Raw genomic sequence first — 26,346 nt, forward strand, 5'->3', positions numbered from 1 at the left:
GGTGACTATGCGCAGTATTCATTCTGTATTACATGCACTGCCCTTGGTTGCGGTATTGGCAGGGGCTTCATTTCAGCCTGTGTTTGCTGCACCGGTTACCGCCGATCGCTTGGTTAAAGCCGCCTCGGAAACGGGCAGCTGGCTGACCCATGGGCGTGATTACCGTGAGCAGCGTTTCAGTCCTTTGCAGCAGATCAATACTGAAACCGTCGACCAGCTTGGGTTGAGCTGGTACCACGAGTTCGAATCTACCCGTGGACTGGAAGCGACGCCTCTGGTGATTGATGGCGTACTTTACACTACCGGCAACTGGAACCATGTGTATGCGTTCGATGCAGTCAGTGGTGAGTTGTTGTGGGACTTTGATCCGGAAGTGGATCGAGCGGTCGGGATCAAACTGTGCTGTGATGCCGTCAACCGAGGCCTGGCTGCTTGGGGCAACAACCTCTATATGGGGACGCTGGATGGTCGCCTGATTGCAATGGATCGCGATACCGGCAAACCGGTCTGGACCGTCCAGACCACCGATCCGGACAAGTATTACTCCATCACCGGCGCGCCGCGCGTGGTGAAAGGAAAGGTGCTGATCGGTAACGGCGGTGGCGAGTTCGGTGTGCGCGGCTACTTCTCCGCCTACGATGCCGAGACCGGTGATCAGGTCTGGCGTTTTTACACGGTTCCGGACGATCCTGCCAAAGAGACCAGTCCGATCCTTAAGGAAGTATCCTCTACCTGGAGCGGAGAGTGGTGGAAACTGGGCGGCGGCGGTACCGCCTGGGACTCCATGGCCTATGACCCGGAACTGGATCTTCTGTATGTGGGGGTTGGCAACGGCTCGCCCTGGAACCGTGAAATTCGCAGCAATGGCGAGGGTGACAACCTGTTCCTGTCTTCCATCGTCGCGGTGCGCCCGGATACGGGTGAATACGTTTGGCATTATCAGACAACACCCGGCGAAGAGTGGGATTACACCGCCACCCAGCACATGATCCTGGCGGATCTGGAGATTGATGGGCAGCTGCGCAAGGTACTGATGCAGGCGCCGAAAAACGGTAATTTCTACGTTCTGGACCGTGTGACGGGCAAGTTCATCTCTGCCAAAAACTACGTCAATGTGAACTGGATGACCGGCTTCGACGAAAACGGTCGCCCCCAGATCGTACCTGAAGCACGCTACGGCACCACCGGTAAGCCCTGGATCGCAGCACCTTCACCTTTCGGTGGCCACAACTGGCAGCCGATGAGCTTCAACCCCGAAACCGGACTGGTGTACTTCCCGACACGTGAAATGGGCTTCCCGTACGTGCCGGACACCAACTTTGATCCGGGCGAGAAGAAGGTCAACTTGGGTGCCGACCTGAATGCGGCTGCCATGCCGCAGGATCCGGCTATCAAGTCTGCCATCAAGGCCGCTACCAAGGGCCGTTTGGTTGCCTGGGACCCGATTGCGCAGAAAGAAGCCTGGGGTGTGGATCAGCCCGTTCCTTGGAACGGCGGTACGCTGAGCACCTCCGGCGGTCTGGTGTTCCAGGGCGACGGCAAGGGCAATTTCAAGGCGTTCGACGCTCAGACCGGTGAGGAAAAATGGTCCTGGTTCGCCCAGACCGGCATTGTGGCTGCCCCTGTGAGCTACAGCGTCAACGGCAAGCAGTATGTTGCCATCATGGCAGGCTGGGGTGGTGCCGTACCGCTGGTGGTCGGTGGTGAGCTTCTGTCCGAATCTCTGGCGACCAAAACCAACCGTCTGCTGGTGTTTGGTCTGGGTGGCAAGGCACAGCTGCCTGAGTTCAAACAGGTTAACAAGCCACTGACACCCCCACCGGCAACGGCTGATGCTGAAACCGTGCAATTCGGCCAGAAGCAGTACCAGACGTACTGCACTACCTGTCACGGTGACTCTGCCGTCAGTGGTGGTGTGATACCGGACCTGCGTTATGCATCGGACTGGACCTTCCAGAACTGGGAAGCCATCGTGCTGGATGGCCTTTATAAAAACAGGGGCATGGTGCCGTTTGATGATGTGATCGATGCGACGGATGCACAGGCGATCAAATCCTATGTGATTCATCGTGCACACCAAACTCTGCAAGAGCTTGAACAACGCAACAAGGGAGAAACCAAATGAAGTGGACCAAACCTGCCTACACTGATCTGCGCATCGGCTTCGAAGTCACCATGTACTTCGCCAACCGCTGAGCACACGGCGGCCCTTCGGGGCCGCTTTTGCTTACCGATCCTTTTTTACCCCAGCGGATACACACAATAATGAAAATACAGATACTGGGCTCCGCCGCCGGGGGCGGCTTTCCGCAATGGAACTGCAACTGCGACAACTGCAAAGGCCTGCGCAACGGCACCCTCAATGCCAAGGCCCGTACCCAATCCTCCATCGCGGCCAGTCTCAACGGACGTGACTGGATCCTGTTCAACGCCTCACCGGATATCCGCGCTCAGCTGGAAAGCTTCGAGCCCCTGCAGCCCAAGCAGGGCAAACGCGATACCGGCATTGCGGCGGTCGTACTGATGGACAGCCAGATCGACCACACCACCGGCCTGCTGATGCTGCGTGAAGGCTGCCCGCATCAGGTCTACTGCACCGACATGGTGAAGCAGGACCTGAGCACCGGCTTCCCGGTATTCAACATGCTGGAGCACTGGAACGGTGGCCTGAAGTGGAACCAGATCCCCAGCACCGACACCTACAACGAATTTACCATTGCCGAAGTGCCGGGCATTACTCTGACGGCCGTGCCGCTGCGCTCCAGCGCGCCGCCGTACTCGCCGCACCGCAACGACCCGCACCCCGGTGACAACATCGGTATGCTGCTGAAGGATGACGCCACCGGGCGTTCCCTGTTCTATGCACCGGGTCTTGGCCGGATCGAAGACCATCTGCGCCCGATTATGGAAGACGCCGACTGTCTGCTGGTGGATGGCACCCTCTGGCGCGAGGACGAGATGATCCACGCCGGCGTCGGTGACAAGCTGGGCGTGCACATGGGGCACCTGCCCCAATCAGGGGAAGAGGGCATGATCGCCTACCTGGATACGCTGGATAAACCGCGCAAGGTGCTGATCCACATTAACAACACCAACCCGATCCTGATCGAAGACTCCCCCGAGCGGGGCGTGCTGAACGAACACGGCATCGAGGTCGCCTTTGACGGCATGAGCATTGAACTCTGAGGAGATCCGACATGAGCAACCGTGAACCCATGAGCCGCAGCGAATTCGAACAGGCCCTGCGCGCCAAAGGCGATCTCTACCACATTCACCACCCCTACCATGTGGCCATGTATGCCGGTCACTCCACCCCGGAACAGATCCGCGGCTGGGTCGCCAACCGCTTCTACTATCAGGTCAACATCCCGCTCAAGGATGCCGCCATTCTGGCCAACTGCCCGCACCGCGACGTACGCCGCCAGTGGCTGCAGCGGATCATGGACCATGACGGGTACGACGGTGCCGTCGGTGGCATCGAAGCCTGGCTGCAGCTGGGCGAAGCCGTAGGCCTCACACGCGAAGAGATCCTGTCCCACGAGCATGTACTGCCCGGTGTGCGCTTTGCGGTGGATGCCTACGTCAACTTCGCCCGCCGCGCCACCTGGCAGGAAGCGGCCAGCTCCTCGCTGACCGAACTCTTTGCCCCGCACATCCACCAGTCCCGTCTCGACACCTGGCCCACGCACTATCCGTGGATCAAGGCCGAGGGCTACCAGTACTTCCGCAACCGCCTCACCGAAGCACGCCGCGATGTGGAACACGGCCTGCAGATCACCCTGGATCACTACACCACCCGCGAGCAGCAGGAGCGGATGCTGGAGGTCCTGCAGTTCAAGCTGGATGTGCTTTGGAGTATGCTCGATGCCATGACCATGGCGTACGAACTGGAACGCCCGCCATACCACACGGTCACACAAGAGAAGATCTACCACCGAGGCCTGTTCAATGACTAAACCGGCGCTGGACCAAATCCCAAAGCTGAACGCCATGTTCCGCTTCCAGTGGGAAGAGGCGCAGAACTGCCATGTGCTGCTGTACCCGGAAGGGATGATCAAACTCAACGACAGCGCCGGCGCCATCCTCAGTGAAGTGAATGGCGAGCAGGACTGCGCCGCCATCATCCAGGCACTGGAAACCCGCTTCCCCGACGCCGGTGAACTGGGGCCGGATGTACTGGAGTTCCTAGCCATCGCCCATGAGCAGAACTGGATCGGCTATGTCTGAGCTCAAGTCTGAACACGCGTCCACACAACAGCAGACACCCCAACACCAAAGCCAACCGCTCTGGCTGCTGGCGGAACTGACTTACAAATGCCCGCTGCAGTGCCCCTACTGCAGCAACCCGCTGGACTTTGCCGCCCATGGCGAAGAACTCACCACCGATCAGTGGATCGACGTGTTCCGTCAGGCCCGCAAGATGGGCGCGGCGCAGCTGGGCTTCTCCGGTGGCGAGCCGCTGGTACGGCGGGATCTGGAACAGCTGATCGCCGAGGCACGTTCGCTGGGCTACTACACCAACCTGATCACCTCCGGCATCGGCCTCAACGCGGACCGCATCGCCGCCTTCCGTGAAGCAGGGCTGGACCATATCCAGATCAGCTTCCAGGCCTCGGACGAAACCGTCAACAACATGCTGGCCGGCTCCAGCAAGGCGTTTGAGCAGAAGCTGAAAATGGCCCGTGAAGTGAAGGCCCAGGGCTATCCCATGGTGCTCAACTTCGTCACCCACAAGCACAACATCGACCGGATCGACCGCATCATTGAGTTGTGTGTGGAACTGGAAGCCGACTTTGTCGAACTGGCCACCTGCCAGTACTACGGCTGGGCCTACGAAAACAAGGAAGCCCTGCTGCCGACGCAAGCACAGCTGGAACGGGCCGAGCGCATCACCAACGAATACCGTGACAAGCTCGCCGCTGAAGGTAACCCGATCAAACTGATCTTCGTGACGCCGGATTACTACGAAGAGCGGCCGAAGAAGTGCATGAACGGCTGGGGCGAAATCTTCCTCACCGTGACGCCGGACGGCACTGCACTGCCATGTCACAGTGCTCGCATGCTGCCGATCGAGTTCCCCAATGTGAAGGACAATACCCTGCAGCATATCTGGCACGAGTCGTTCGGGTTTAACCACTTCCGCGGCGATGACTGGATGCAAGAGCCTTGCCGCTCCTGTAACGAAAAGGAAAACGATCTGGGCGGCTGTCGCTGCCAGGCCTATATGCTGGCCGGTGATATGAACGCAGCGGACCCGGTGTGCAGCAAATCACCGCATCACCAGACGATCCTCGATGCCCGTGCCGCCGCCGAGCAGAGCGGTGAGGATACGCCGATCACCTTCCGCAACGAGCGCAACTCACGGGTGTTTGCGCGTGGGTGAAAAGGCAACTGAATGACATCAGCCCAGCATCAGGGCTTTTTCTTATAGGCCGCTTTCAGCTGTTCGACCCACTCGGGATCAAAGGTGCTTTGATCGGTGTCGATACCCAGCGCTTCAAGTCGGGTTGCGTGTGCTCGGCTCTCTGGCAGCAGATCGGCCAAGGCGCTTTCGTGGTTTTCGAGCCGATACATCTGCTCCAGACCCTGGTGATAGAAACGCATCGCTTTCATTGCCACCGGATCTTGTGCCTCAACGCCCGCATTAAGCTGGTGCATGATGTTGGTCAGGCTCATCAGGCAACGCTTGAGTTGCCAGTTGTAGCGGGCTGATTCCATCCAGGGCTGTTGCAGATAAACCAGCCTGAAAATCGCACTGGTCACAACGACACCGGCAATCACGCCGGCCAGATTCCAGCGGAAGTTACCCCCTTCAGGGCTGCCAAAAATTTTCACGCTGAGCGTGGCGAGGATCATGGCGGTGACGGCAAAAGTGCCCATCACTATCAGGTTGCTCTTGCGGGTTTCCTGACGGAACTGCTCGGGGTTGCGGGGTTCAAGGGTAAAGGGGGCAGACATGGTAGGCTCGCGCAGAAATATCGTGCTGAGGGTAACAGGAATCGTTCGAGTGGCAAAGCGGCAGCAAAATGATAAAGGTACCTGGATCTGCGCCAGGATATTGGTGTGGGCAATACTGTGAACTGCACAACTCGATGGAACACGCTGTGATAATTAATGATGTTAAAGGTCCAGCCCGTAGCAGGGTGTATCGTGGTCCAGCTCAGTGATCAGCCGGCTCAGTAGCTCCTGAACCCTGAGCATTTCCGGGCGTCCCTCCTGCTCGGCTCGTGACCAGAGTGCCAGGTCGCGCCGGGGGCCGGGTTGGCCTTCTACCTTGATCATCTGTTCCGGTGCTACCTCACCGGTCATCAACGTCAGTCGTGCTGGCAGGCGCACCAGCAGATCGGTGGTGTTGAGCAGGTGCAGCAGCGAGCGGATACTTCCGGTCAGTGCCATTCTTGCGGCCTGTGGTTCTGTCAGTGCACGTTGGGTATCGAGAAAACCAGCACTTGCACCGGCGATCATCCAGCGGTGCTGTGCCATTTCTTCACGAGAGACCGGCAGTTGGCGTCCTATCAGCTTTGACAGCTTTCCGGCAAAGATGCCAGTACGGTCGCGAAACAGAATTTCGCGCTGTAGTGCGCTTTGTGCCACCGACAGGTGGGCGTGTGAAATCAGAAAGTCAAGCTTGCCCTCCTGTAACATCTCGATCTGAGCTGCTGCGGAAGCGGTGCGCAGATGAAACACAAACCGATTCTCACGCAGTAGCTCGGATGTCAGTCGACTGACCGCCGCGAACTCAAGCAAAGGATCGATGCCGATGACGAACTCGTGGTGGTAACCACTGTGCCACTGCCTGATTACCTCTTTACCATGTTCTGACTCCGCCAGTATGCGCTCGCCAATCTGAGCCAGCCGTGCACCTATCTCAGTGGGTTCGACGCCGTAGCGGGTGCGGATGAGTAAAGGGGCGCCCACTTTCATTTCCAGCTGTTTGATGCTGCGTGTCAGGGTAGGTTGGGTAATGTACAGCTGTTCGCAGGCGCGGCTGATAGAGCCCTGTTTGACGACTATCGCCAGTTGCTGCAGCAAATTGGGGTTCATATGCGTTTTCTTTTAGTCTGGTGTTAAAAACCTATTTTTGCTGATAGATGAATCTGTTTAAAGTGATTCGCACAATAAATAGAGGAGAACATCCAATGCAGTTTCATCTTAATGGTTTTCATCCAGGCGACCCTCGTTTCAATGATCCGCAGGATGCAGTCGTGGCGCCGCCGATCAAGCGCCCGCTGCCGGATCAGGTTGATGTCCTGATCGTGGGTTGTGGCCCTGCCGGTCTGAATCTGGCGGCTCAACTGTCCAGGTTCGGCCTCGATATTGCCATTATTGACCAGAAAGATGATCGTCTGCTGGTCGGTCAGGCTGATGGTATCGCCTGCCGTACCGTAGAGATGTTCCAGGCTTACGGGTTTGCCAATCAGATCATCCAGGAAGCCTATCAGGTCAATGAGGCCGCGTTCTGGAAACCGGATGCCGACAATCCGGATCAGATCGCTCGCAGCAGCAAGGTACAGGATGTGGCCGATGATCTGTCTGAAATGCCGCATCTGATCATCAACCAGGCACGCGTGCACGACATGTTCCTGGATGTGATGCGCCAGAGCCCGAGCAAGGTTGAGCCGCATTATCAGCGTCGCCTTTTGGATCTGGAGATTGATCACAACGGCGGTGAGTATCCGGTAACCGCGACAGTCGAGCGTCTGGTGAACTTCTCCCAGTACAGCCAAGTGGTGGAAACCGTCAAGGCCAAGTACGTGGTCGGCTGTGATGGTGCTCGCTCCAGCGTGCGTACCGCCATTGGCAAGGAACTGGTCGGCGATGCGCTTAACCAGGCCTGGGGCGTGATGGATGTACTGCTCAACACCGATTTCCCGGATATCCGTCTCAAGTCACTGATTCACTCCAACAACGAAGGCAACATGCTGATCATCCCGCGTGAGGGTGGTTACATGGTGCGTCTGTATATCGAGCTGGACAAGCTGAACGAAAACCAGCGTGTAGCCCGTGATCAGATGACAGCTGATGTGCTTATTGCCGCTGCCAACCGTGTGATGAAGCCCTACACCCTGGACGTGAAAGAAGTTGCCTGGTGGAGCGTGTACGAAATCGGTCAGCGCATCACCACCGCGTTTGACGATTCCGACGAAGGCCACATGCCGCGTGTGTTCCTGGCCGGCGATGCCTGCCACACCCACAGCCCGAAAGCGGGTCAGGGTCTGAACACCTCGGTAATGGATACCTGGAATCTGGGCTGGAAACTGGCGCACGTGCTGACCGGTCTGGCCAATGAAAATATCCTCAAAACCTATTCCGACGAGCGTCGCGAGTACGGTCAGGCATTGATCGATTTCGACCGCGAGTTTTCACGCATGTTTAGCGCCAAGCCGAAGTCGGCCGAGAACCCGGACGGTGTTGATCCGGCCGAGTTCCAGCGCTACTTCCAGCTGTTTGGTGAGTACACCGCCGGTGTTTCCATTCAGTACCGTCCGTCGATCATGGTCAGCGAAGGTGCGCATCAATCATTGGCAACCGGTCTGACTGTGGGCAAGCGTTTCCACTCTGCACCGGTGGTGCGTCAGGGTGACGCCAAGCCGATGCAACTGGGGCACTGCCATCTGGCCGATGGTGCCTACCGCGTGTACGCCTTTGCCGGCAATGCTGAACCGATGTCCGATCAGTGCGGCGTCAGGGCGCTGTGCGAGTTCCTGGCCAACGATGTCAATTCGCCGCTGAAGAAGTACACACCGGCCGGTGCCGACGCGGATTCCGTCATTGACGTACGTGCCGTATTCCAGCAACACCATCAGGCGGTTGAAACCGACACCTTGCACCCAGTGCTGTCACCGCGCAAGGGCAAGTACGGTCTGCGCGACTTCGAAAAGGTATTCTGTGTCGACAGCCGTCCGGAATCGTCCGGAGGTGGCAAGAACATCTACGATATGCGCGGTATCGACAAAAAGCAGGGGTGTGTAGTGATTGTACGCCCGGATCAATATGTGGCGGAGGTACTGCCACTGGATGATTACAAGGGGTTCTGTGATTTCTTCAGCAATGTGTTGCTGGAGGCCTGATTTCAGCAATAGGACCCTTGCCGGTAATTGAAAAAGGGGGGCAGGATAGCATTACTATCCTGCCCCCCTTTTTCATGAAAAATAAGTTCTGAAAGGCATGCTTTCAGATATGCGCTCGTTGTTATTAATACTCTTTCAGCTCTTCGTAGGGCAGGCCTACGTACTGTTCGGCAATAACCCTGCGACCGTTCTCGGAGTTCAGGTAGTAATCAAACTCGGATTCCATAAAGCGTGTGAACATCAGGCCATCAACACCGTTGTTGCTCACTTCGTCACCGAAGTTGTGCATCATGTTAGTCATCCACCAGCTGAAACGCTCCCCATGCCACACACGGCGCAGTGCTATTTCAGAGTACTGCTCGATGAAACGGCGGTCACCGGTCTCGTACACGCGTGTCAGAATTTTATAGAGTGTGGCTACATCGGATGCCGCCAGGTTCAGACCCTTGGCACCGGTGGGCGGGACGATGTGAGCAGCATCACCTACCAAAAACAGGTTGCCATACTGCATGGGTTCGCAGACGAAAGAGCGCAGAGGGGCGATGCTTTTCTCGATGCTGGGGCCGGTGACTACGTTGGCGGCAATTTCGTCTGGCAGGCGCTTCTTCAACTCATCCCAGAAAGCTTCGTCAGACCAGTCCTCGATTTTGTCGGTCAACGGTACCTGCAGGTAGTAGCGTGAACGGGTCTCGGAGCGTTGGCTGGCCAGTGCAAAACCTCGTTCGCTCTTGGCGTAGATCAATTCATCATGGCAAGGTGGGGTATCGGACAGCAATCCCAGCCAACCGAACGGGTATACACGTTCATGTTCGGTGCGCACATCTTCGGGAATGGTCTGACGTGACACGCCATGAAAGCCATCACAGCCAGCGATGAAGTCACAGTCCAGACGATATTCTTCACCGTCGTGGGTAAAGGTAATGAAAGGCTTGTCTCCCTTTACATCATGGGGCTGAACGTCGCTGGCTTCGTAGTAGGTGTCCAGTTTTGCAGCCTGCCGTGCGTCCATCAGGTCCTGCGTAATTTCGACCTGACCGTAGCAGACGACCACATCACCGCCGGTCAATTCTTTCAGATTTATACGGGTGCGTGCGCCGTTGACAACCAGTTCAACACCTTCATGCGCATGGCCTTCACTATCCATCCGTTCGGCTACACCTGCTTCACGTACCAGGTCGACAAATCCCTGTTCCAGAATGCCAGCACGAATACGGCCAAGGACGTAATCGCCAGTTACACGTTCTACGATGATATTGCTGATTCCCTTGCGCGCCAGAAGTTGTCCGAGCAGCAGGCCGGAAGGGCCCGCACCAATTATAGCTACCTGAGTCTGAAGTGTTTTCATGGCGTTCTCTTATAATATTTGATCATGTTGAAAGGGGTGTTCACCCAGTCACTATGATTCAATACAGAGCACTCTCGATGAATGGAGAAAGTCGACGCTTGCAGGTACATTTCAAACACTGAGTTAGCATCGCAATGTGTGGGCGGGTTCGCTTCAGCTTTGTTCGCGGTGCTCACGGAACACGGATGGAGTGGTGCCGATACGGCGTTTGAAAAAGCGCGAAAAGTAGGCTGGGTCAGAAAAGCCCAGCTCATAGGCTATCAATGACACAGGTGCCGATGAATAGATCAGCATGCGCTGGGCTTCAAGCGCTAAGCGATCCTGAATCAAGTCACCGGCGCTCTTGCCGGCAACCGCCTTGCATGCCCGGTTAAGACCAATAGTGGTTGTACATAAAGCCTCTGCATAAAACTGACAGGACTGGTGTTCCCGGTAGTGCTTTTCGATCAGTTCACACAGTTGCTGATAACGGGTTTCATATTGGCTAACACTGCGTTGACGACGGTTGGCATGTAAATGACGCCCCATCTTGATCAAGATCGAGAATAGCAGACACTCGAACAACTGCTGTTTGCCCGGCTGGTTATGACTGTATTCATACACGAGTTGTTCAAGTGTTTGGTCAATAAACAGTTGATCTGCCTGGTGATCGCATAACAGTATTGCGTGTGCAGAGCGCATCAGCTCTTCCTGAAGGTTTAAGCTTCGCCCCATACGGTCTTCGCTTATTAACAGACGCGATAATGTAATTACAAAGCCGGTTGTAACATCATGCTCAAACTCAAAGCCATGTGCGACCGATGGAGGAATGGTAAAGAGACAGGGGCCTTCAAAGGCATGCTCCTGGCCGTCAAGGTGAGCGCGAACAGCACCGCTGTGCACGTAAACCAGTTGGAACATGCGCGGGTGGCTGTGAATTCCGATGTTCCAGTTGAAAAGGCGCGCACGGGACTTGATATCCTCGATATGGAAAAACTCGGGATCTTTGAGAGAGGGCGCCTCGCTGTAGAGTGAATAGGTCGATATGCCCGATAGGCGAGACGAAGCCGTATGCATGACGTGAGGCCTCCGGTTGAAAGTACAAGAAGGGCTTGAGGCCGTTATTGGTAGCCTCAAGCCCAGGGTGCTCTGTTACACCAGCCCCAGAGCCAGCACAGGGAAGGCTATGATCAAGGCAAGGCGAACGAGATCTGACAGCACAAACGGCATTACCCCTTTGTATATGGATCCGATCGACACATCCTTGGCAAAGGCCTTGATTACGAACACATTCATCCCAACTGGGGGAGTGATTAACCCCAGCTCAACGGTGATGACAGCAACCACACCGAACCATACCGGATCAAAGCCAGCTGCCTGTATCAGCGGGAATACAACAGGAACGGTCAGCAGCAGCATGGCGATACTGTCCATAACACAACCGAGCAGCATGAACAGCACAAGAACGGCGAACAACACCATAAAGGGAGAAAGGTTCAGAGCATCTACATACTCCACCAACTCAAACGAGATGCGCGATACACTCAGGAAAAAGCCGAAAATTTCTGCGCCCAGAATCATGAAGAAGATCATGGCGGAGGTGACAAGTGTTTCTTTCAATGCATCGACAAAACCAGTCCAGCGCATGCCGCGCTGAATGGCAATCATCAGAGTACAGAACGCACCTATTGCAGCAGCCTCAGTGGGGGTGAAAAGGCCAAGATAGATCCCACCGATGATAATAACGAACACACTGGTAAATGGCAGTAGACCCTTGAGTCCTGCCAGCTTTTGCACCAGGGAGGTTGCTTCGCCCGGCTGAGCCAGTTTAGGTTTTAGACGCACCAAAACGGTAACGGTGACGCAGTACAGCACAAGCCCCAGAAGGCCTGGAATCAGGCCTGCCATAAACATGTCACCCACAGACTGCTCGGTAATCAACGCATACAGCAGCAGGGCGATAGAAGGAGGAATCATGATGCCCAGTGTGCCGCCGGCGGCCAGCGTGCCGGTTGCCAGCGAGTCGGCGTAACCGTGCTTACGCATTTCGGGCAGTGCCACACGAGACATACTGGCCGCCGTAGCGACAGAGGAGCCGGATATGGCCGAAAAGATACCGCAGGACATCAGTGCTGCCAGCGAAATACCGCCGCGCCATGCGCCAAACAGTGACCGGGCCCCCGAGAACAGCTGATTCGACATGTTCGAGCGGGAGGCCAGCACACCCATTAGAATGAACATTGGGATGGGGCTGAAGTTGTAATTGGTTAATGTTTCGAAAGGAGCGCTTTCGAGGATGGCCATGGCTGGGTCAAAGGCGATGATCCATGCGAAGCCTACAAATCCTGCAATAGCCATGGTCAAGGCAATAGGAATGCGGATCGCCAGCATGAACAGCATAAGGCCGATACAGATAAAACCTATAGTGGAGCTGCTCATGCTTTACACTCCATTACCTTACCGATTTGTGAGCCGGTCAGCATAAGTGAGCGCAATGCCAGCATGGCTGTGCCGATCAGGGTAGTAACAAAAATGTAGGACATCGGAAACATCAGATCCTGAGTGGTTTCGCCGCTTAGGTGCGATGATTCGACCGCATGCCAGAAGCGGATGCTCATGCCCAGTGCCAATAGTGTGTAGCCGGCAAAGCACAGAGTGTCGAGCACTGCCTTAGAACGATCGGAGAGGTTTTCTGTGAACAGGTCAACCACTACCTGTGAACGATCAACGCACCAGGGCAAGGCGTATAGAATGGCAAACAACAGCGCAAAGCGGACCAGTTCGATCCCACCATTGAAGGTGAGATCGAAACTGCCGTCAGTGAGCCTGAACAGTGCGCGGGTGATAACATCAGCCAGTACAACCAGCATCATTGCGGTCAGCATCATGGCACTGATCCACAGCATGCCTCGACAGATGGCATCAACCAGACGGGCAAATCCAGACATTACAAACTCCTACCTGAACGCAGGGTTTAGAGGCACTGCTCGGAAAGTTCGAGGGCACGCTTGTAAACATTGCGCGCCGGCATTCCTTTGTCTTCGAGCTCTTGCAGGTAGTTTTCAGTGGTAGCATCCAAAACCGGCTTCCATACTGGGTTTTCTGCACCGCCTTCAATAGTGATCATGGTGTGGCCCAACTCAACAGCTTCGGCACGGCCCAACTTGTCAACCTGATCAAAGATCTTGCCGGACTGCTTGGCCAGCTCCAGGCCGGAGTGCTTATCGATAACCTGTTTGAGGTCATCAGGCATGCTGTTGTAAACGGACTTGTTCATGGTCACCATAAACGACAGGCTATACAGTCCGATTTCGGTGTGAGAGTCTGCCAGTTCGTTGATGCGGAAAGAGTTCACGCCTTCCCAGGGCAGAGACACTCCGTTGATTACACCGCGTTGCATGGACTCATAGGAATTCGGTGCAGGCATGCCTACGGGCTGAGCTTCAAGCCCTTCCAGCATTGACCCGACTACCAAAGTGGGGCGACGGATACGCAAGCCCGCGAGATCAGCGGGTTCACGTACCTCCTTGCCTTTCAGGTGCAGATGCCCCTGACCATGGGTGAACAGAAACAGTGGACGGGTATCCTTGTACTCATCGGCAATCAGCCCTTCCTCATAGAGTGACTGAATGACACAGGACCCCTGCTCAGCGGTCTTGACGACCCCCGGCAGCTCGACAACCTGAGTCAGTGGAAAGCGGTTGGCGGTATAGCCCTGCACCGTAGCCGTCATATCGGCAATACGGTTTATGACAGCATCATACTGGGCAGGTGGCTTCGACAGAGTGGCGCCGGGATAGATTTCAACTTCAATGCGGCCATTGGAGTCAGCCTCTATGGCATCCGCCCAACCCTGGAATACTTCCTTGTGAATTGGCGAAACAGCTGGCCAGAAATGAGCAAAACGCAGTGTAACATCGGCGGCCTGTGCAGCTGATGTCATGGCAATGGATGCGGTTAAAGCAGCAACGGTTTTTTTGAGTGTTGTTTTCATTATTATGCTCTCTGCGATGTTGTTATTGATTGTGTAGAGGGTGTCGGAGGAGGCCTTGTCAGACAAACTCCTCGGTATCGATTTCGACCTGTTGTACAGCACTGTAGCGAGGGCCGTGAACGGTATTCTGGTTGATCAATTGATCCAGACGCGCGACCACATCTGCAGTCAGACTGACGCTATCGGCAGCCAGGTTTTCTTTCATGTGTGAAACAAAACGGGTGCCCGGAATCGGCACAATAAAGTCGCCCTTGGAGCGAACCCAGGCCAGTGCCAACTGTGCCGGTGAGCAGCCCACTTCGTTGGCGATTGCAACATATCCCTCCAGCAGGTTCAGGTTCTGCGGATAGTTCTCCTTGTAGAAGCGGGGCATGTTGTTGCGGATATCCTCTTCGACCAGCGTATCCACGTCCAGCAGGGTGTTGGTCAGGAACCCGCGCGCCAAAGGACTGAAAGCGACAAAGGCAGTGCCTGATTCGCGGCAGGCATCCAAAACCGCAATCTCGGAGTTGCGAGACCAGAGTGAGTACTCGGTTTGCAGGGCGGCAATCGGGTGCACGCGCTGGGCACGTTTAAGGGTAGCTGCGGAGACCTCAGACAGACCGATGGCGCCGATCTTTCCTTCGCGTACCAGGTCTGACAGGGCGCCGATACTGTCTTCGATCGGAGTATTGGGGTCGAGACGGTGCAGATAATAGAGATCGATGTGGTCGGTTTGCAGGCGACACAGACTGGCTTCGCACTGGGCACGCAGGGTATCGGGTCGGCCGTCAATCTCTTTCTTGCCGCTTTCCTGACCTATCGCCATGCCGCACTTGCTGGCAAGAAACAATGATTGACGCTGATCCTTCAGAGCCTTGCCGACCACTGTTTCGTTGCGCCCGCCACCATAAAGGGTGGCGGTATCGAAATGGCGATACCCCATGTCAAACGCCTGACATAATGCCTGAATCGCATCCGCTTCAGGCAATGGCGTGCCGTAAGCGTGTGACAGATTCATACAGCCAAGGCCGATGCCAGGCTGGTTGAAGTGGCTGTTAAGCGTTGTGCTCATGTGGTGACCCCTATCGATATCAGGATGATTAGCTCTCGGCCTGCAGGCACTGTTCCAGTTGATGCAAGGTTTCCATCGCAGGCAGACATTGAGCCACGCTGGAATTCGGCTCACGTCCTTCCCGAATGGCGGCGATGAACTCCCGATCCTGCAACTCGATACCGTTGTTGGAGACAGCCACGCCGGTCAGGTCGATCTTGTTTTCGTTGCCGTCGTACAGGTCGTCGTAACGAGCAATGTAGGTGCCGTTGTCACAGATATAGCGGAAGAAGGTGCCGAAAGGACCGTCGTTGTTGAATGACAAAGACAGAGTACAGAGCGCGCCGTTTTCGGCCTTCATACCGATGCTCATGTCCATGGCGATGCCCAGGTCCGGGTGGTGTGGACCTTCCATCGCCTGCACCTTGGTGGTTTTTTCACCGGTCTGGTATTGGAACAGGTCAACTGTGTGGCAGGCGTGGTGCCACAGCAAGTGGTCGGTCCAGGAACGGGCCTGACCCTTGGCATTAGTGTTGGTGCGACGGAAGAAGTAGGTTTGCACATCCATTTGCTGAATTTTCAGTTCACCGGCCTGGATCTTGTTGTGGATCCACTGGTGGCTCGGGTTGAAGCGACGGGTGTGGCCTGCCATGGCAACCAGACCGGTCTTCTTCTGCACTTCAACCAACTTGCGGGCATCTTCAATATTGTCAGCCATGGGGATTTCCACCATGACGTGCTTGCCGGCCTCAAGGCACTGGATCGCCTGAGACGCATGCAACTGAGTCGGAGTGGCCAGAATGACGCCGTCAACGTCATCACGCGCCAGAGCTTCGGCCAGGTCAGTGGTGTAGTGGGGAACGTTGCGTTCTTCAGCGAACTGGCGGATCACATCGACCTTGGTGCCTACAACCGAAGTAACAGTTGCGCCATCGATAGCAGCAATTGCGTCCATATGTTTCATGCCAAAGGCGCCGCTTGCGCCCGCTACACACAGTCTCATGCATGTATCTCCTGATACTGAAGCCAAAAATCAAATAAGGGAATGCTGCGCCGGTGCGTTGCATTTGTACCAAAATCTACCACCGGCCCACGCAGTTGAGTAATTGAATAACCTCTTGTGCTATTCAATTTTTGCAAAGCGATGAGTTTTTTAAATGTCGGAATAACGTGAGGCCGCTTCTTTCAGCATTTTGATAAAACGGCTTTGCGTCGGTGTGGGTTGCCAGTCACGGCGCAGTGTAAGCCCTATGGGCCGTCTTGTATGGCTTAGAGAATAGGGTATAACCCCGAGTATGCCCTGGCGCAATTCATGCTCTACCTGGTGGGTCGAAATCAGGGTCAGTCGGTCGCTGCCACTAAGTAGCTCTCGAATAAGTATTTGTGAACTGGTTTCAACAAGTCGTGTAGGTTGTTTGGCGCCTCGATCACTGAACAGGGTGTCGAAAAATGCACGTGTGGGTGTTCCGATTCGAGGCACAACCCAACCGTATTGACCAATATCCTCCAGTGTAAGCGTACGGTGTTGCCGAAGTGGATGATCTTTGCGGCCGATGATGGCAAGCGGTGGGGCCAATAACTCTTCCTGAATAATGTCATCGGCAGGGGGCGGAAAGCGCAGTGCACCGATCAGCAGGTCCAGATCACCATTGCGCAGGTGAAACAGCAGGTCGTCATAGGGTGCATCCACCACGTTAATGCCGATATCCGGGTGAGCCATGCTGAAGCGGTTGATGACATCCGGCAGGATAGAGGTACGGGCCAAGGGCATGCTGCCCATGGTGATCCTGCCGACTTCACGGAACTGCAGGGCGCTGATTTCGTAATGGCCCTGTTTGATTTCGGCAAATCCGAGCTTGGCGGCGCGAGCCAGCAGTTCGGCGGCGCGCGTGGGAGTAATGCCGGTTCTGGCCTTTTCGAATAATGTGATACCCAGTAGATGTTCCAGCTCGCGCCCGGCGCGATGCAAAGATGATTGCGACAGGTCCAGGTTGCGGCTGGCAACGCTGAAACTGTGGCTTTCGGTGATGGCGATCAAGGCTCTCAGCTGTGTCGTCGTCAGCAGTGTCAGCAGGCTTGATGGGCCACCATTCTGGGATTGGGTACTTTTTTGAGCGGCTCGGATACCATGCTCGAGATACCCCATGCAGCGGTTGACACGGTTATACAAGGCTTCGCCGGACGGAGTGGGAAACATGCCGTTGGAATGGCGCTCAAACAGGTCGGTTTCAAGCTGTGTTTCCAGTTTTCCTATCGCTTGGGTGATTGCGGGCTGAGACAGGAAAACCAGTGGTGCCGCTTTGCTGATACTTCGGCATCTGGCTACTTCCATGAATACCCGCAGGTGTCTCAAGTTGGGCATGGTGAACTGCATGGTCCCTCCTGGGAAGGGTGTGTCCTGATAGGGCGTTCTCAAAAATCAATAGTATTGTGGTCAAATTGAAATAGCCAGTCCTGTTACACAGGCGAATACTAGATGCACTTAAATTGAGCGTTAGAAGCGATTTATAAGGTGCCCGAGATGATTATCGATTGCCATGGTCACTACACCACCACGCCTCCGCAGGTGGGTGAGTACCGCGAAAAGCAGAAAGAAGCCGTTGCCAAGGACCCCAACTTCATCGGTGAAAAAGGCCAGATCATCATCAGTGATGACGAGATCCGTGAAACCATTGAGACGAACCAGCTGCGTCTGCAGCAGGAGCGTGGTACCGACCTGACCATCTTCTCTCCGCGTGCCAGCTGGATGGGTCATCACATCGGCAATGAACACACCAGCCAGTTCTGGACCGAGCACCAGAACGACCTGATCCGCCGCGTCTGCGATCTGTTCCCGAAAAACTTTGCCCCTGTTGCACAGCTGCCGCAGTCTCCGGGCGTTGATCCGGCCAAGTCCGTTCCGGAAATTATCCGTACCGTTGAGCAAATGGGCTTCATCGGCATCAACCTGAATCCGGACCCCAGCGGAGGGCACTGGAGTGGCTCTTCCTTGGCGGACCGCTCCTTCTACCCGATCTACGAAAAAATGGTCGAATACGATATCCCGGCGATGGTGCACGTCAGTGCCGCCTGCAACGATTGTTTCCACACCACCGGTTCCCACTATCTGGGCGCCGACACCACTGGTTTCCAGCAGTTGATGATGTCCGATGTGTTCAAGGACTTCCCGGATCTTAAAATCATCATTCCGCACGGCGGCGGTGCCGTTCCCTACCATTGGGGGCGTTTCCGCGGTCTGGCGCTGGATCAGGGCTTTGAACTGGAAAAGCGCGTACTGAATAACATCTACTTCGACACCTGTGTCTATCATCAGCGCGGTATCGACCTGCTGCTGGACATCGTGCCGACCAAGAACATCCTGTTCGCCTCTGAAATGATCGGCGCCGTGCGGGGTGTCGACCCGGAAACCGGTCATTTCTTCGATGACACCAAGCGTTACATCGATGGTAACAAGGCGCTGACCGTCGAGCAGAAGCAGGACATCTTCGAGCACAACAGCCGTCGTGTATTCAGCCGTCTGAAAATTCCGGCCTGACAGGAGTTTTTTGTCATGAGAGAAAATGTAGTCGTTCAACATATTGAACGCGCCGATCAGGCGGTTATTGATGGTCTGGCTGAATGTGGTGTGGCCACCATTCACGAGGCCCAGGGCCGTGTCGGTCTGCTGGCGCACTATATGCGTCCGATCCAGCAGGACGTGGCTGTGGCCGGTTCTGCCGTGACCATCTCCGGCGCTGCCGGTGACAACTGGATGATGCATGTGGCGATCGAACAGTGTCAGAAGGGCGACATGATGGTGTTCGCGCCGACCTCTCCCTCTGTTCATGGTTTCTTCGGTGACTTGCTGGCGACATCGGCCCAGTCACGCGGTGTGGTGGGCCTGATCATTGATGGCGGTGTACGCGATACGCGCGACCTGCGCCAGATGAACTTCCCGGTGTGGTCGAAAGCCGTCTTCGCCGAGGGTACGATCAAGGAAACTCTGGGCTCAGTAAACATTCCGCTTGCCTGTGCCGATCAGCTGATCTACCCGGGTGATGTGATTGTCGCCGACGACGATGGTGTGGTTGTCGTTCGACGCGAAAAGGCCGCCGAAGTGCTGGAACTGTCGCGCAAGCGCATGGCGCTGGAGGAGTCCAAGCGCGTACGCATGGCCAACGGCGAACTGGGCCTGGACATCTATGACATGCGCCCGCGTTTGAAAGAGAAGGGACTGAAGTATGTCTGATGGCGTCCGCTGCATGTGGATGCGAGGCGGGACTTCCAAGGGCGGTTACTTCCTCGCGTCTGATCTGCCGGTCGACACTGCCGAACGCGACGCCTTTCTGTTGCGGGTCATGGGTTCGCCCGACCCGCGTCAGATCGACGGCATGGGCGGTGGCGATCCGCTGACCTCCAAGGTCGCCGTGGTCAAAACGTCCGACCGGGACGATGCCGATGTGGATTATCTGTTCCTACAGGTATTCGTTGATCAGGCGATCGTCACCGATGCACAGAACTGCGGCAACATCCTTGCCGGTGTCGGCCCCTTTGCCATCGAGCGTGACCTGGTGGCGGCGCAGAACGGCGAGACCGAGGTGCGTATCTTCATGGAAAACACCGGCCAGATCGCCCGCGCCCGTGTCAGTACCCCTGAGGGCCAGGTCAGCTATGTGGGCGATGCCTGCATTGATGGCGTGCCCGGCAGTTCCGCGGCTGTGCCGATCACATTTGAAGATACCGCCGGCTCCAGTTGCGGTGCCTTGTTGCCCACCGGCAATGCGGTCGATGTGATTGAGGGTGTCGAAGTCACTCTTATCGACAATGGCATGCCCGTGGTGGTGATGCGCGCCGAAGACATGGGCATCAGCGGCACGGAATCCCGTGAAGAGCTGGAAGCCAACACTGTGCTGCGTGAAAAGCTGGAAGCCATCCGTCTCAAAGCTGGTCCGCTGATGAATCTCGGTGATGTCAGCGCAAAATCGGTGCCGAAGATGAGCATGGTCAGCTATGCCACCAACGGTGGGGCCCTGTCAACGCGTACGTTCATTCCGCATCGCTGTCACGCCTCCATCGGTGTACTGGGTGCGGTCAGCGTAGCGACTGCGGCGGTACTGCCCGGTTCACCCGCCGCAGCGATTGCCGAAGTGCCGGAAGGTGCACGCAAGATGCTGTCGGTCGAACACCCGATCGGTGAGATGAGCGTGATCCTGGACATGGATGCCAGAGGTCAAGTGGCCTCCGCCGCGATTCTGAGAACGGCCCGCAAGCTTTTTGACGGTGAAGTCTTCACCCACAATAACTGATTCCAAGCAGGTGTAATGAGATGATGGATCCTGACTACCTTCCTTTCCACGCCAACCCGAGCAAGCCTGAGTTCAAGGCGCCTGCCGGAGCCGTTGATGCGCACTGCCACGTATTTGGGCCGGCGGACACGTTCCCTTACCACCCCAAGCGCAAGTACACCCCTTGTGATGCACCCAAGGAAAAGCTGTTCGAGCTGCGTGACTACCTGGGCTTTGAGCGCAACGTCATCGTGCAGGCATCCTGCCACGGTACCGACAACGCTGCGCTGGTCGATGCACTGGAAAGCGCCGGTGAGCTGGCGCGCGGTGTGGCCGTCGTAGATCCTGCGATCACCGTGGAAGAGCTTAAAGCGATGGATAAGGCCGGTGTGCGTGCCGTGCGCTTCAACTTCGTCAAGCGTCTGGTCGACACCACGCCGAAAGAAGTATTCCTGTCGATTGCCGAGAAGATTAAGCCATTGGGCTGGCATATTGTGGTCTACTTCGAAGCACCGGATCTGGAAGATCTAATCCCCTTCCTGAATCAGCTCGACACCACCATCGTAGTCGACCATATGGGGCGTCCGGATGTGACCAAGGGCGTCGATCACCCTGATTTCCAGCGTTTCATCGATTTCATGGGCGGCAATGAAAAGGTTTGGGTGAAGACCACCTGCCCCGAACGCCTGACCCAGACTCCACCGGATTACAGCGATGTGGTGCCGTTCATGAAGGCGCTGGTCGAAAAATTCCCGGATCGTTGCCTGTGGGGCACCGACTGGCCGCACCCCAATATGAAGTCTCATACCCCTGATGACGGCAAACTGGTGGACGTTATCCCGCAGATCGCAACCACCGCCGAACTGCAGCAGAAGCTGCTGGTCGACAACCCGATGCGACTTTACTGGTCCTGACAGGAGAACTGATCATGAGCTCAACGCACCGCGAGATACCGGGTACGATCTTTTTCGACGGCCCCATGTCCACCAAGGGCTATCCGCTGAACAAAATGTGCTACTCCTTCAACAACGCTGATGCCCGTGAGGCTTTCAAGGCCGATGAAGCGGGGTACTGTGACAAGTTCGGCCTGACCGAAGCCCAGAAAGAGGCGATTCTCAAGCGTGACCTTAACGAACTGCTGCGTCTGGGTGGCAGTGTTTATTATCTGGCCAAGTTCGCCGGTCTTCTGGGTCTGAATATGCAGGATATTGGTGGCATGCAGACCGGGCGTACCAAAGAAGAGTTTCAGGCATACCTGGACAGTCAGGGTAGGGGGAAAAACAATGGCTAAGGTTATTGGCGGCATCACCACATCCCATATTCCGGCGATCGGTATCGCCATGGACAAGGGGTTGGAAGACACGCCTTACTGGAAGGATTTTTTTGCCGGTTACCCGCCAGTACGTGAGTGGCTGAACGAACAGCAGCCGGACATTGCTATCGTGTTCTACAACGACCACGGACTGGAAATGTTCCTCGACAAGAAACCGACTTTCGCACTGGGCTGTGCGCCTAAGTATGAAAATGCCGATGAAGGTTGGGGTATCGCCACCATCCCGCCGGTAACCGGTGAGACCGAGCTGTCCTGGCACATCGCCAACGAATTGATCGAGAACGACTTTGATCCAACCATCTGTCAGGATATTAAAGTCGACCACGGACTGACCGTGCCACTGTCGATCATGTATCCGGGCCACAACTACAAGCATCTGAAAGTGATTCCGGTGTGCATCAACTGCGAACGTTATCCTATGCCGAAACCCTCCCGTTGCTTCGCGCTGGGTCAAGCTATCGGCCGTGCGGTTGAGTCCTTCGCCGGTAATCAGAAGGTGGTGGTATTCGGTACCGGTGGTCTGTCACATCAGCTGGATGGTGAACGTGCCGGTATTATCAACTCCGATTTCGATCTGGAATGCATGGACAAGTTGGTCAACGATCCAGAAGCTCTGACCAAGTACAGCAACGATGATCTGGTCGAGATTGCCGGTGCTCAGGGCGTCGAGCTGAACATGTGGCTGGCCATGCGCGGCTGTTTGCTGGGTAACGTGAAGGAAGTGCACCGCAATTATGTGGCGCCGATTTCCAATACAGGGGCAGGTCTGCAGTTGTTGTTGAATAAATAATATTTAACTCTGACAAAAAACCCGAATTCATTCGGGTTTTTTTTTGGAGATTTTTATATTAAGAGTGATATTTGTATGACTGTTACACTATATGTATATAGGTTTCTATGGATGTTTGGCATATTTATCTTGCTGTTACTAGATAAAATGAGGCCAAATTATGATGATAAGAAAAAAAATTGCGCTGGCAATTATGGTGGCGGGTATGATCTCTCAGGCTTCAGCACTGGAGCTAGGTGAGATAAACGGAACCAAATTTAGCGTTGGTGGTTATATTAAAGCAGAGGGTGTTTTTACAGACCCTGATGATGGCGATACCTCTTTTGAGGGAAGTGCACGTCAGACACGTATAAATTTTGCGGCTGACCGACAGGTTGATGGTCATAAGCTACGAGCTTTTGTCGAAGGTGATTTCTGGGATAATAATACATCTGCGGACAGTACTTATGCCTGGCGTTTGAGACATGCCTATCTTCAGGTGGATGGGTTGACTGTTGGTCAGACCTGGAATGGGCAATTCTTCGCAAATGCTCCATTTGATGTTGAAACGATCAACTTCTTTGGCCTGGGGGCTGGGACAATTGCCGGGAGTGGGGCAGTCATTCGTCCAGACCTCGTAGTGCATTATACACATGGTGGATTCCGTTTAACGTTGCAGGACCCCATTTACAGCGATGCAAATATTCCGGATATGGTCGCGGCCTATACCTACCGTACCGACAATGGCCATGCCTTCAATGTGGCACTTACCGGTCGTGAAGTGGAAACGCTGAACAACGATTCCGAGTTTGGTGCAGCGATCTCCGTGGCCGGTAAGTTCAAATTCGGCAACTCGGCTTTGGCCTTGAGCGCATATACCGGTGAGGGCAATAACATCTATTCCGGCTGGGGTTATGCTGGTACGTCTAGTCCGGCAAATCAGCCGTTTAGCGAAGGCGAGATCAATGCGAATGGGGATCTGGTCAAAACAACCGGTTTCTCTGCCGGTGTGAGTCATCGCTTCAGCGACAAGCTGCGCGGTAACATCCGTTACGGTCAGGTAACAGCTGATGAAGTGGCAGCTAACGTTGCTGATGACACCTTCAAGATGACCAACGTCAACCTGATATATACCTACCTTCCCGGACTGGAGTTCGGTATTGAGTGGCGCGACCAGAATGCGGCCAACCGCCCGCCGTCATCAGCGGGCAGCTCTCTGCGTCCAGCCGGTCAGCAGCTTGAGCTGATGGCGATGTACAAGTTCTGAGACAGCAACGCTCAAAGGCAACCCGGGTCCCCTTCCCCGGGTTTTCCTTTATCGGCATGAACTCACTCTGGCAGACAACGATGATGGCAAAGGCTCAGGCACAGCGACTTTGGCGACGCAGGGTTTCGGACGGCAGCTCGCCGATATGCTCGCGGTACTGGGCAGCAAAACGGCCTAAATTGGTAAAACCGTACTTGAGTGCGACCTCGGTGATGTTGCGGATTCCCGGTTTGTGGGCGAGTTCGTGGTACACGGACTCAAGCCTGAGGCGCCGGATATAGGCCACAGGGGTCATCTTCAGTTCGCGCTCAAACAGGTTATAAACTGATTTGCGGCTGATGCGACAATGCCGGGCAAGGTCTTCGATGGCCAGCTCCCCGGTGATGTTGTCCAACAGGTAATGATGGATCTGTTCCAGTTGTCGATCGTGCAGTCGGGTTTGACTGTGCGGTAAACACAGGTTGCTGTCATAGGTTTTCAGGATCGCATGAGTCAACAGTTTGCAGTAGTAAAATGATGCCCGCTCGGCACCGGTACACTCCTGGAAGGCCAGAATGTCGTTGAGTAGATTGTGCAGCGTCGCAGAATCATCAAAGGGCAAAGGCCTGCGCCCGAACTCAATCTGGCTAGAGGGCACCAGATAGCCGAATTCACGGGCGCTTTGATGCAGGAAGCTACGCGGTACTTTGATAATCAGTTTGCGACAGTCGGGTGAGTAGAGCATACCGTACTCGTCACCGGGAGGGATCACAATCGAGTCACCCTGCTGCAGGCGGAAGTGTTGACCGGCAATGTTCCATTCGCTGCTACCACTGAGAATAAACTGAAGATGATAGCTTTCCTGTATTGGAGGGATGTGCAATTTAGCAGTACTGCCATAACCATGTTCCGATATATCGAGCGGTCCGAGTTCTTTGTATTTTATATAAGAGGTTTTACCACTCGGTCCGGTTTGAATAAGACGGTGTTCGCCCAGGCGGGGTTTCATGAAGTTGGAAAGATCGCAAGCCGAAATGCCTGCAATTGAATAATTACAGGCAGATAGTATAAAGGGCATCGAGTACCTCTAGTTATTTTTATAATTGATTCTGCTTTAACCAGATCAGTAAAAATCTTATCCGGCTTCCCAATAACATATGGATTTATTTATCCATGACCATTCGGTTTTTTACCGACTCCATTCAGTTTTTGTTACATGTTGGGATAGTTCGGCCCGCCGGCACCTTCAGGCACGACCCAGTTGATGTTCTGGGCAGGGTCCTTGATGTCACAGGTTTTGCAGTGCACACAGTTCTGCGCATTGATCTGGAACTGCGGGCCACTATCGCCTTCCACCACTTCATACACACCGGCAGGGCAGTATCGCTGAGCCGGTTCGGCATATTTGGGCAGGTTCTGGTTGATGGGGATGCTCGGGTCTTTCAGCTGCAGGTGGCAGGGCTGATCCTCTTCATGGTTGGTATTGGAAAGAAACACGGATGAGAGCTTGTCGAACGACAGGACGCCATCCGGTTTCGGGTACTGAATTTCCGTACTCTCACTGGCCAGCTTAAGCTGCTCATGATCCTTATGCAGGTCATGCAGGGTCACCGGGATTTTGCCGCCGAACCAGTTCTGGTCGATATAGTTGAACGCACCGCCCAGATAAGGGCCGAATTTGTGCATCGCCGGGCCGAAGTTGCGTCCACGATACAGCTCGTCATACAGCCATGAGGCCTGGTAAGCATCGGTAAAGCCGGTCAGGTCCTTGCCGCCTGCATCGCCATTAACCAGTGCCGCTGCAATCGACTCTGCCGCCAGCATGCCGGATTTCATGGCGGTATGAATGCCTTTAATCTTGGAAAAGTTCAGCGTGCCGGCATCACAGCCGATCAGCAGGGCACCTGGCATGGTCATCTTCGGCAGGGTGTTGAAGCCTCCCTTGGTGATGGCTCGGGCGCCGTAGGCCACGCGCTTGCCACCTTCGAGATACTGCTTGATCTCGGGGTGATGTTTCATGCGCTGGAACTCGTCGAACGGGCTTAGATACGGGTTGGAATAGTTCAGGTCGATAATCAGACCCACAACGACCTGGTTGTCTTCGGCATGGTAGAGGAAAAAACCGCCACTGGCGCCGTCGCTCAGCGGCCAGCCGGAGCCGTGTACGACCAGGCCGGGCTTGTGTTTGGCAGGGTCAATATCCCACAGCTCCTTGATACCGATGCCGTAGTGTTGAGGGTCGGCATCCTTGTCGAGCGCGTACTTCTCGATCAATTGTTTGCCCAAGTGGCCACGACAGCCCTCGGAGAAAA

26 protein-coding genes are annotated in these 26,346 nt (G+C 55.2%); 14 read left to right on the forward strand and 12 right to left on the reverse strand.

What is annotated here, in order from left to right; all coding sequences use genetic code 11:
* Nucleotides 1-7 precede the first annotated feature (7 nt).
* From BLV48_RS13555 to pqqE, 6 genes are all read left to right on the forward strand, one after another.
* Nucleotides 8-2,125 (forward strand): PQQ-dependent dehydrogenase, methanol/ethanol family, encoded by a 2,118-nt coding sequence (locus tag BLV48_RS13555; protein ID WP_091827330.1) that lies wholly within the window; start codon nucleotides 8-10, stop codon nucleotides 2,123-2,125.
* Complete coding sequence (pqqA, locus tag BLV48_RS13560) at nucleotides 2,122-2,196, forward strand: pyrroloquinoline quinone precursor peptide PqqA (protein WP_091827356.1); 75 nt, start codon at nucleotides 2,122-2,124, stop codon at nucleotides 2,194-2,196. Before BLV48_RS13555 ends, pqqA begins: the two co-directional genes overlap by 4 nt.
* A 69-nt stretch (nucleotides 2,197-2,265) precedes the next feature.
* Nucleotides 2,266-3,186 (forward strand): pyrroloquinoline quinone biosynthesis protein PqqB, encoded by a 921-nt coding sequence (pqqB, locus tag BLV48_RS13565; RefSeq protein ID WP_091827331.1) that lies wholly within the window; start codon nucleotides 2,266-2,268, stop codon nucleotides 3,184-3,186.
* Between the two features lie 11 nt (nucleotides 3,187-3,197).
* Complete coding sequence (pqqC, locus tag BLV48_RS13570; protein WP_091827332.1) at nucleotides 3,198-3,956, forward strand: pyrroloquinoline-quinone synthase PqqC; 759 nt, start codon at nucleotides 3,198-3,200, stop codon at nucleotides 3,954-3,956.
* Complete coding sequence (gene pqqD / locus BLV48_RS13575) at nucleotides 3,949-4,227, forward strand: pyrroloquinoline quinone biosynthesis peptide chaperone PqqD (protein WP_091827333.1); 279 nt, start codon at nucleotides 3,949-3,951, stop codon at nucleotides 4,225-4,227. The genes pqqC and pqqD overlap by 8 nt, the downstream gene beginning before the upstream one ends.
* Nucleotides 4,220-5,383 (forward strand): pyrroloquinoline quinone biosynthesis protein PqqE, encoded by a 1,164-nt coding sequence (pqqE, locus tag BLV48_RS13580; RefSeq protein ID WP_217633021.1) that lies wholly within the window; start codon nucleotides 4,220-4,222, stop codon nucleotides 5,381-5,383. Before pqqD ends, pqqE begins: the two co-directional genes overlap by 8 nt.
* A gap of 29 nt (nucleotides 5,384-5,412) precedes the next feature.
* Here pqqE and BLV48_RS13585 read toward each other — a convergent pair whose 3' ends face one another.
* Entirely contained in the window at nucleotides 5,413-5,958 is a 546-nt protein-coding gene (locus BLV48_RS13585) for a DUF3087 family protein (protein ID WP_091827335.1), read from the reverse strand.
* Between the two features lie 162 nt (nucleotides 5,959-6,120).
* Nucleotides 6,121-7,044, reverse strand: a complete 924-nt coding sequence (locus BLV48_RS13590; protein ID WP_091827336.1) for a LysR family transcriptional regulator — start codon at nucleotides 7,042-7,044, stop codon at nucleotides 6,121-6,123.
* A gap of 95 nt (nucleotides 7,045-7,139) precedes the next feature.
* Between BLV48_RS13590 and BLV48_RS13595 the strand changes: the two genes are divergently transcribed.
* Nucleotides 7,140-9,071 (forward strand): FAD-dependent monooxygenase, encoded by a 1,932-nt coding sequence (locus tag BLV48_RS13595; protein WP_091827337.1) that lies wholly within the window; start codon nucleotides 7,140-7,142, stop codon nucleotides 9,069-9,071.
* A gap of 124 nt (nucleotides 9,072-9,195) precedes the next feature.
* Here the strand turns inward: BLV48_RS13595 and pobA are convergent, their stop codons facing one another.
* The 8 genes from pobA to BLV48_RS13635 all read right to left on the reverse strand — a co-directional run bounded on the left by pobA (nucleotide 9,196) and on the right by BLV48_RS13635 (nucleotide 17,796).
* On the reverse strand, nucleotides 9,196-10,416 hold the full coding sequence (gene pobA, locus BLV48_RS13600) for a 4-hydroxybenzoate 3-monooxygenase (protein WP_091827338.1): 1,221 nt from the start codon (nucleotides 10,414-10,416) through the stop codon (nucleotides 9,196-9,198).
* A gap of 153 nt (nucleotides 10,417-10,569) precedes the next feature.
* Nucleotides 10,570-11,472: a helix-turn-helix domain-containing protein gene (locus BLV48_RS13605; RefSeq protein ID WP_091827339.1), complete on the reverse strand. Its 903-nt coding sequence runs from the start codon at nucleotides 11,470-11,472 to the stop codon at nucleotides 10,570-10,572.
* A 75-nt stretch (nucleotides 11,473-11,547) separates the two neighbouring features.
* Nucleotides 11,548-12,834: a TRAP transporter large permease gene (locus BLV48_RS13610; protein ID WP_091827340.1), complete on the reverse strand. Its 1,287-nt coding sequence runs from the start codon at nucleotides 12,832-12,834 to the stop codon at nucleotides 11,548-11,550.
* A complete protein-coding gene (locus BLV48_RS13615; protein WP_091827341.1) occupies nucleotides 12,831-13,343 on the reverse strand; it encodes a TRAP transporter small permease in 513 nt (170 codons plus the stop codon). Before BLV48_RS13615 ends, BLV48_RS13610 begins: the two co-directional genes overlap by 4 nt.
* 26 nt (nucleotides 13,344-13,369) lie before the next feature.
* A complete protein-coding gene (locus tag BLV48_RS13620; RefSeq protein ID WP_091827342.1) occupies nucleotides 13,370-14,389 on the reverse strand; it encodes a TRAP transporter substrate-binding protein in 1,020 nt (339 codons plus the stop codon).
* A gap of 58 nt (nucleotides 14,390-14,447) precedes the next feature.
* Nucleotides 14,448-15,443, reverse strand: coding sequence for an aldo/keto reductase (locus tag BLV48_RS13625; RefSeq protein ID WP_254775044.1), 996 nt, complete (start codon nucleotides 15,441-15,443; stop codon nucleotides 14,448-14,450).
* Nucleotides 15,444-15,471: 28 nt separating this feature from the next.
* Nucleotides 15,472-16,425 (reverse strand): Gfo/Idh/MocA family oxidoreductase, encoded by a 954-nt coding sequence (locus BLV48_RS13630; RefSeq protein ID WP_091827343.1) that lies wholly within the window; start codon nucleotides 16,423-16,425, stop codon nucleotides 15,472-15,474.
* A gap of 150 nt (nucleotides 16,426-16,575) precedes the next feature.
* Nucleotides 16,576-17,796 (reverse strand): LysR family transcriptional regulator, encoded by a 1,221-nt coding sequence (locus tag BLV48_RS13635; protein ID WP_091827344.1) that lies wholly within the window; start codon nucleotides 17,794-17,796, stop codon nucleotides 16,576-16,578.
* A 147-nt stretch (nucleotides 17,797-17,943) separates the two neighbouring features.
* Here BLV48_RS13635 and BLV48_RS13640 point away from each other — a divergent pair, with 147 nt between their 5' ends.
* The 7 genes from BLV48_RS13640 to BLV48_RS13670 all read left to right on the forward strand — a co-directional run bounded on the left by BLV48_RS13640 (nucleotide 17,944) and on the right by BLV48_RS13670 (nucleotide 24,055).
* Nucleotides 17,944-18,957 carry an amidohydrolase family protein gene (locus BLV48_RS13640; protein ID WP_091827345.1) on the forward strand — a complete coding sequence of 338 codons (1,014 nt, stop codon included), beginning with the start codon at nucleotides 17,944-17,946 and terminating at the stop codon, nucleotides 18,955-18,957.
* 15 nt (nucleotides 18,958-18,972) lie between these two features.
* Nucleotides 18,973-19,650, forward strand: a complete 678-nt coding sequence (locus tag BLV48_RS13645; protein ID WP_091827346.1) for a 4-carboxy-4-hydroxy-2-oxoadipate aldolase/oxaloacetate decarboxylase — start codon at nucleotides 18,973-18,975, stop codon at nucleotides 19,648-19,650.
* Entirely contained in the window at nucleotides 19,643-20,707 is a 1,065-nt protein-coding gene (locus tag BLV48_RS13650; RefSeq protein WP_091827347.1) for a 4-oxalomesaconate tautomerase, read from the forward strand. The genes BLV48_RS13645 and BLV48_RS13650 overlap by 8 nt, the downstream gene beginning before the upstream one ends.
* A 20-nt stretch (nucleotides 20,708-20,727) precedes the next feature.
* Nucleotides 20,728-21,600 (forward strand): amidohydrolase family protein, encoded by an 873-nt coding sequence (locus BLV48_RS13655; RefSeq protein ID WP_206835805.1) that lies wholly within the window; start codon nucleotides 20,728-20,730, stop codon nucleotides 21,598-21,600.
* Between the two features lie 14 nt (nucleotides 21,601-21,614).
* Entirely contained in the window at nucleotides 21,615-21,977 is a 363-nt protein-coding gene (locus BLV48_RS13660) for a protocatechuate 4,5-dioxygenase subunit alpha (protein WP_091827348.1), read from the forward strand.
* The gene (locus tag BLV48_RS13665) at nucleotides 21,970-22,809 is read left to right on the forward strand and encodes a class III extradiol dioxygenase family protein (RefSeq protein WP_091827349.1); all 840 of its coding nucleotides are present in this window, start codon (nucleotides 21,970-21,972) and stop codon (nucleotides 22,807-22,809) included. The genes BLV48_RS13660 and BLV48_RS13665 overlap by 8 nt, the downstream gene beginning before the upstream one ends.
* A 160-nt stretch (nucleotides 22,810-22,969) precedes the next feature.
* Nucleotides 22,970-24,055 carry a porin gene (locus tag BLV48_RS13670; RefSeq protein WP_091827350.1) on the forward strand — a complete coding sequence of 362 codons (1,086 nt, stop codon included), beginning with the start codon at nucleotides 22,970-22,972 and terminating at the stop codon, nucleotides 24,053-24,055.
* Between the two features lie 94 nt (nucleotides 24,056-24,149).
* Here the strand turns inward: BLV48_RS13670 and BLV48_RS13675 are convergent, their stop codons facing one another.
* On the reverse strand, nucleotides 24,150-25,112 hold the full coding sequence (locus BLV48_RS13675; protein ID WP_091827351.1) for an AraC family transcriptional regulator: 963 nt from the start codon (nucleotides 25,110-25,112) through the stop codon (nucleotides 24,150-24,152).
* Between the two features lie 134 nt (nucleotides 25,113-25,246).
* Nucleotides 25,247-26,346, reverse strand: a 1,100-nt coding sequence (locus BLV48_RS13680) for an electron transfer flavoprotein-ubiquinone oxidoreductase (protein WP_091827359.1), incomplete at its 5' end; no start/stop codon positions are given.

The organism is Marinobacterium iners DSM 11526, from assembly GCF_900107855.1.
GTDB lineage: Bacteria > Pseudomonadota > Gammaproteobacteria > Pseudomonadales > Balneatricaceae > Marinobacterium > Marinobacterium iners.

What these genes read in the sequence shown, in the direction of transcription:
- BLV48_RS13555 (WP_091827330.1), top strand. Translation starts at nt 8, where the DNA reads ATGCGCAGTATTCATTCTGTATTACATGCACTGCCCTTGGTTGCGGTA.
- pqqB (WP_091827331.1), top strand. Translation starts at nt 2,266, where the DNA reads ATGAAAATACAGATACTGGGCTCCGCCGCCGGGGGCGGCTTTCCGCAA.
- pqqC (WP_091827332.1), top strand. Translation starts at nt 3,198, where the DNA reads ATGAGCAACCGTGAACCCATGAGCCGCAGCGAATTCGAACAGGCCCTG.
- pqqD (WP_091827333.1), top strand. Translation starts at nt 3,949, where the DNA reads ATGACTAAACCGGCGCTGGACCAAATCCCAAAGCTGAACGCCATGTTC.
- pqqE (WP_217633021.1), top strand. Translation starts at nt 4,220, where the DNA reads ATGTCTGAGCTCAAGTCTGAACACGCGTCCACACAACAGCAGACACCC.
- BLV48_RS13585 (WP_091827335.1), bottom strand. Translation starts at nt 5,958, where the DNA reads ATGTCTGCCCCCTTTACCCTTGAACCCCGCAACCCCGAGCAGTTCCGT.
- BLV48_RS13590 (WP_091827336.1), bottom strand. Translation starts at nt 7,044, where the DNA reads ATGAACCCCAATTTGCTGCAGCAACTGGCGATAGTCGTCAAACAGGGC.
- BLV48_RS13595 (WP_091827337.1), top strand. Translation starts at nt 7,140, where the DNA reads ATGCAGTTTCATCTTAATGGTTTTCATCCAGGCGACCCTCGTTTCAAT.
- pobA (WP_091827338.1), bottom strand. Translation starts at nt 10,416, where the DNA reads ATGAAAACACTTCAGACTCAGGTAGCTATAATTGGTGCGGGCCCTTCC.
- BLV48_RS13605 (WP_091827339.1), bottom strand. Translation starts at nt 11,472, where the DNA reads ATGCATACGGCTTCGTCTCGCCTATCGGGCATATCGACCTATTCACTC.
- BLV48_RS13610 (WP_091827340.1), bottom strand. Translation starts at nt 12,834, where the DNA reads ATGAGCAGCTCCACTATAGGTTTTATCTGTATCGGCCTTATGCTGTTC.
- BLV48_RS13615 (WP_091827341.1), bottom strand. Translation starts at nt 13,343, where the DNA reads ATGTCTGGATTTGCCCGTCTGGTTGATGCCATCTGTCGAGGCATGCTG.
- BLV48_RS13620 (WP_091827342.1), bottom strand. Translation starts at nt 14,389, where the DNA reads ATGAAAACAACACTCAAAAAAACCGTTGCTGCTTTAACCGCATCCATT.
- BLV48_RS13625 (WP_254775044.1), bottom strand. Translation starts at nt 15,443, where the DNA reads ATGAGCACAACGCTTAACAGCCACTTCAACCAGCCTGGCATCGGCCTT.
- BLV48_RS13630 (WP_091827343.1), bottom strand. Translation starts at nt 16,425, where the DNA reads ATGAGACTGTGTGTAGCGGGCGCAAGCGGCGCCTTTGGCATGAAACAT.
- BLV48_RS13635 (WP_091827344.1), bottom strand. Translation starts at nt 17,796, where the DNA reads ATGCAGTTCACCATGCCCAACTTGAGACACCTGCGGGTATTCATGGAA.
- BLV48_RS13640 (WP_091827345.1), top strand. Translation starts at nt 17,944, where the DNA reads ATGATTATCGATTGCCATGGTCACTACACCACCACGCCTCCGCAGGTG.
- BLV48_RS13645 (WP_091827346.1), top strand. Translation starts at nt 18,973, where the DNA reads ATGAGAGAAAATGTAGTCGTTCAACATATTGAACGCGCCGATCAGGCG.
- BLV48_RS13650 (WP_091827347.1), top strand. Translation starts at nt 19,643, where the DNA reads ATGTCTGATGGCGTCCGCTGCATGTGGATGCGAGGCGGGACTTCCAAG.
- BLV48_RS13655 (WP_206835805.1), top strand. Translation starts at nt 20,728, where the DNA reads ATGATGGATCCTGACTACCTTCCTTTCCACGCCAACCCGAGCAAGCCT.
- BLV48_RS13660 (WP_091827348.1), top strand. Translation starts at nt 21,615, where the DNA reads ATGAGCTCAACGCACCGCGAGATACCGGGTACGATCTTTTTCGACGGC.
- BLV48_RS13665 (WP_091827349.1), top strand. Translation starts at nt 21,970, where the DNA reads ATGGCTAAGGTTATTGGCGGCATCACCACATCCCATATTCCGGCGATC.
- BLV48_RS13670 (WP_091827350.1), top strand. Translation starts at nt 22,970, where the DNA reads ATGATGATAAGAAAAAAAATTGCGCTGGCAATTATGGTGGCGGGTATG.
- BLV48_RS13675 (WP_091827351.1), bottom strand. Translation starts at nt 25,112, where the DNA reads ATGCCCTTTATACTATCTGCCTGTAATTATTCAATTGCAGGCATTTCG.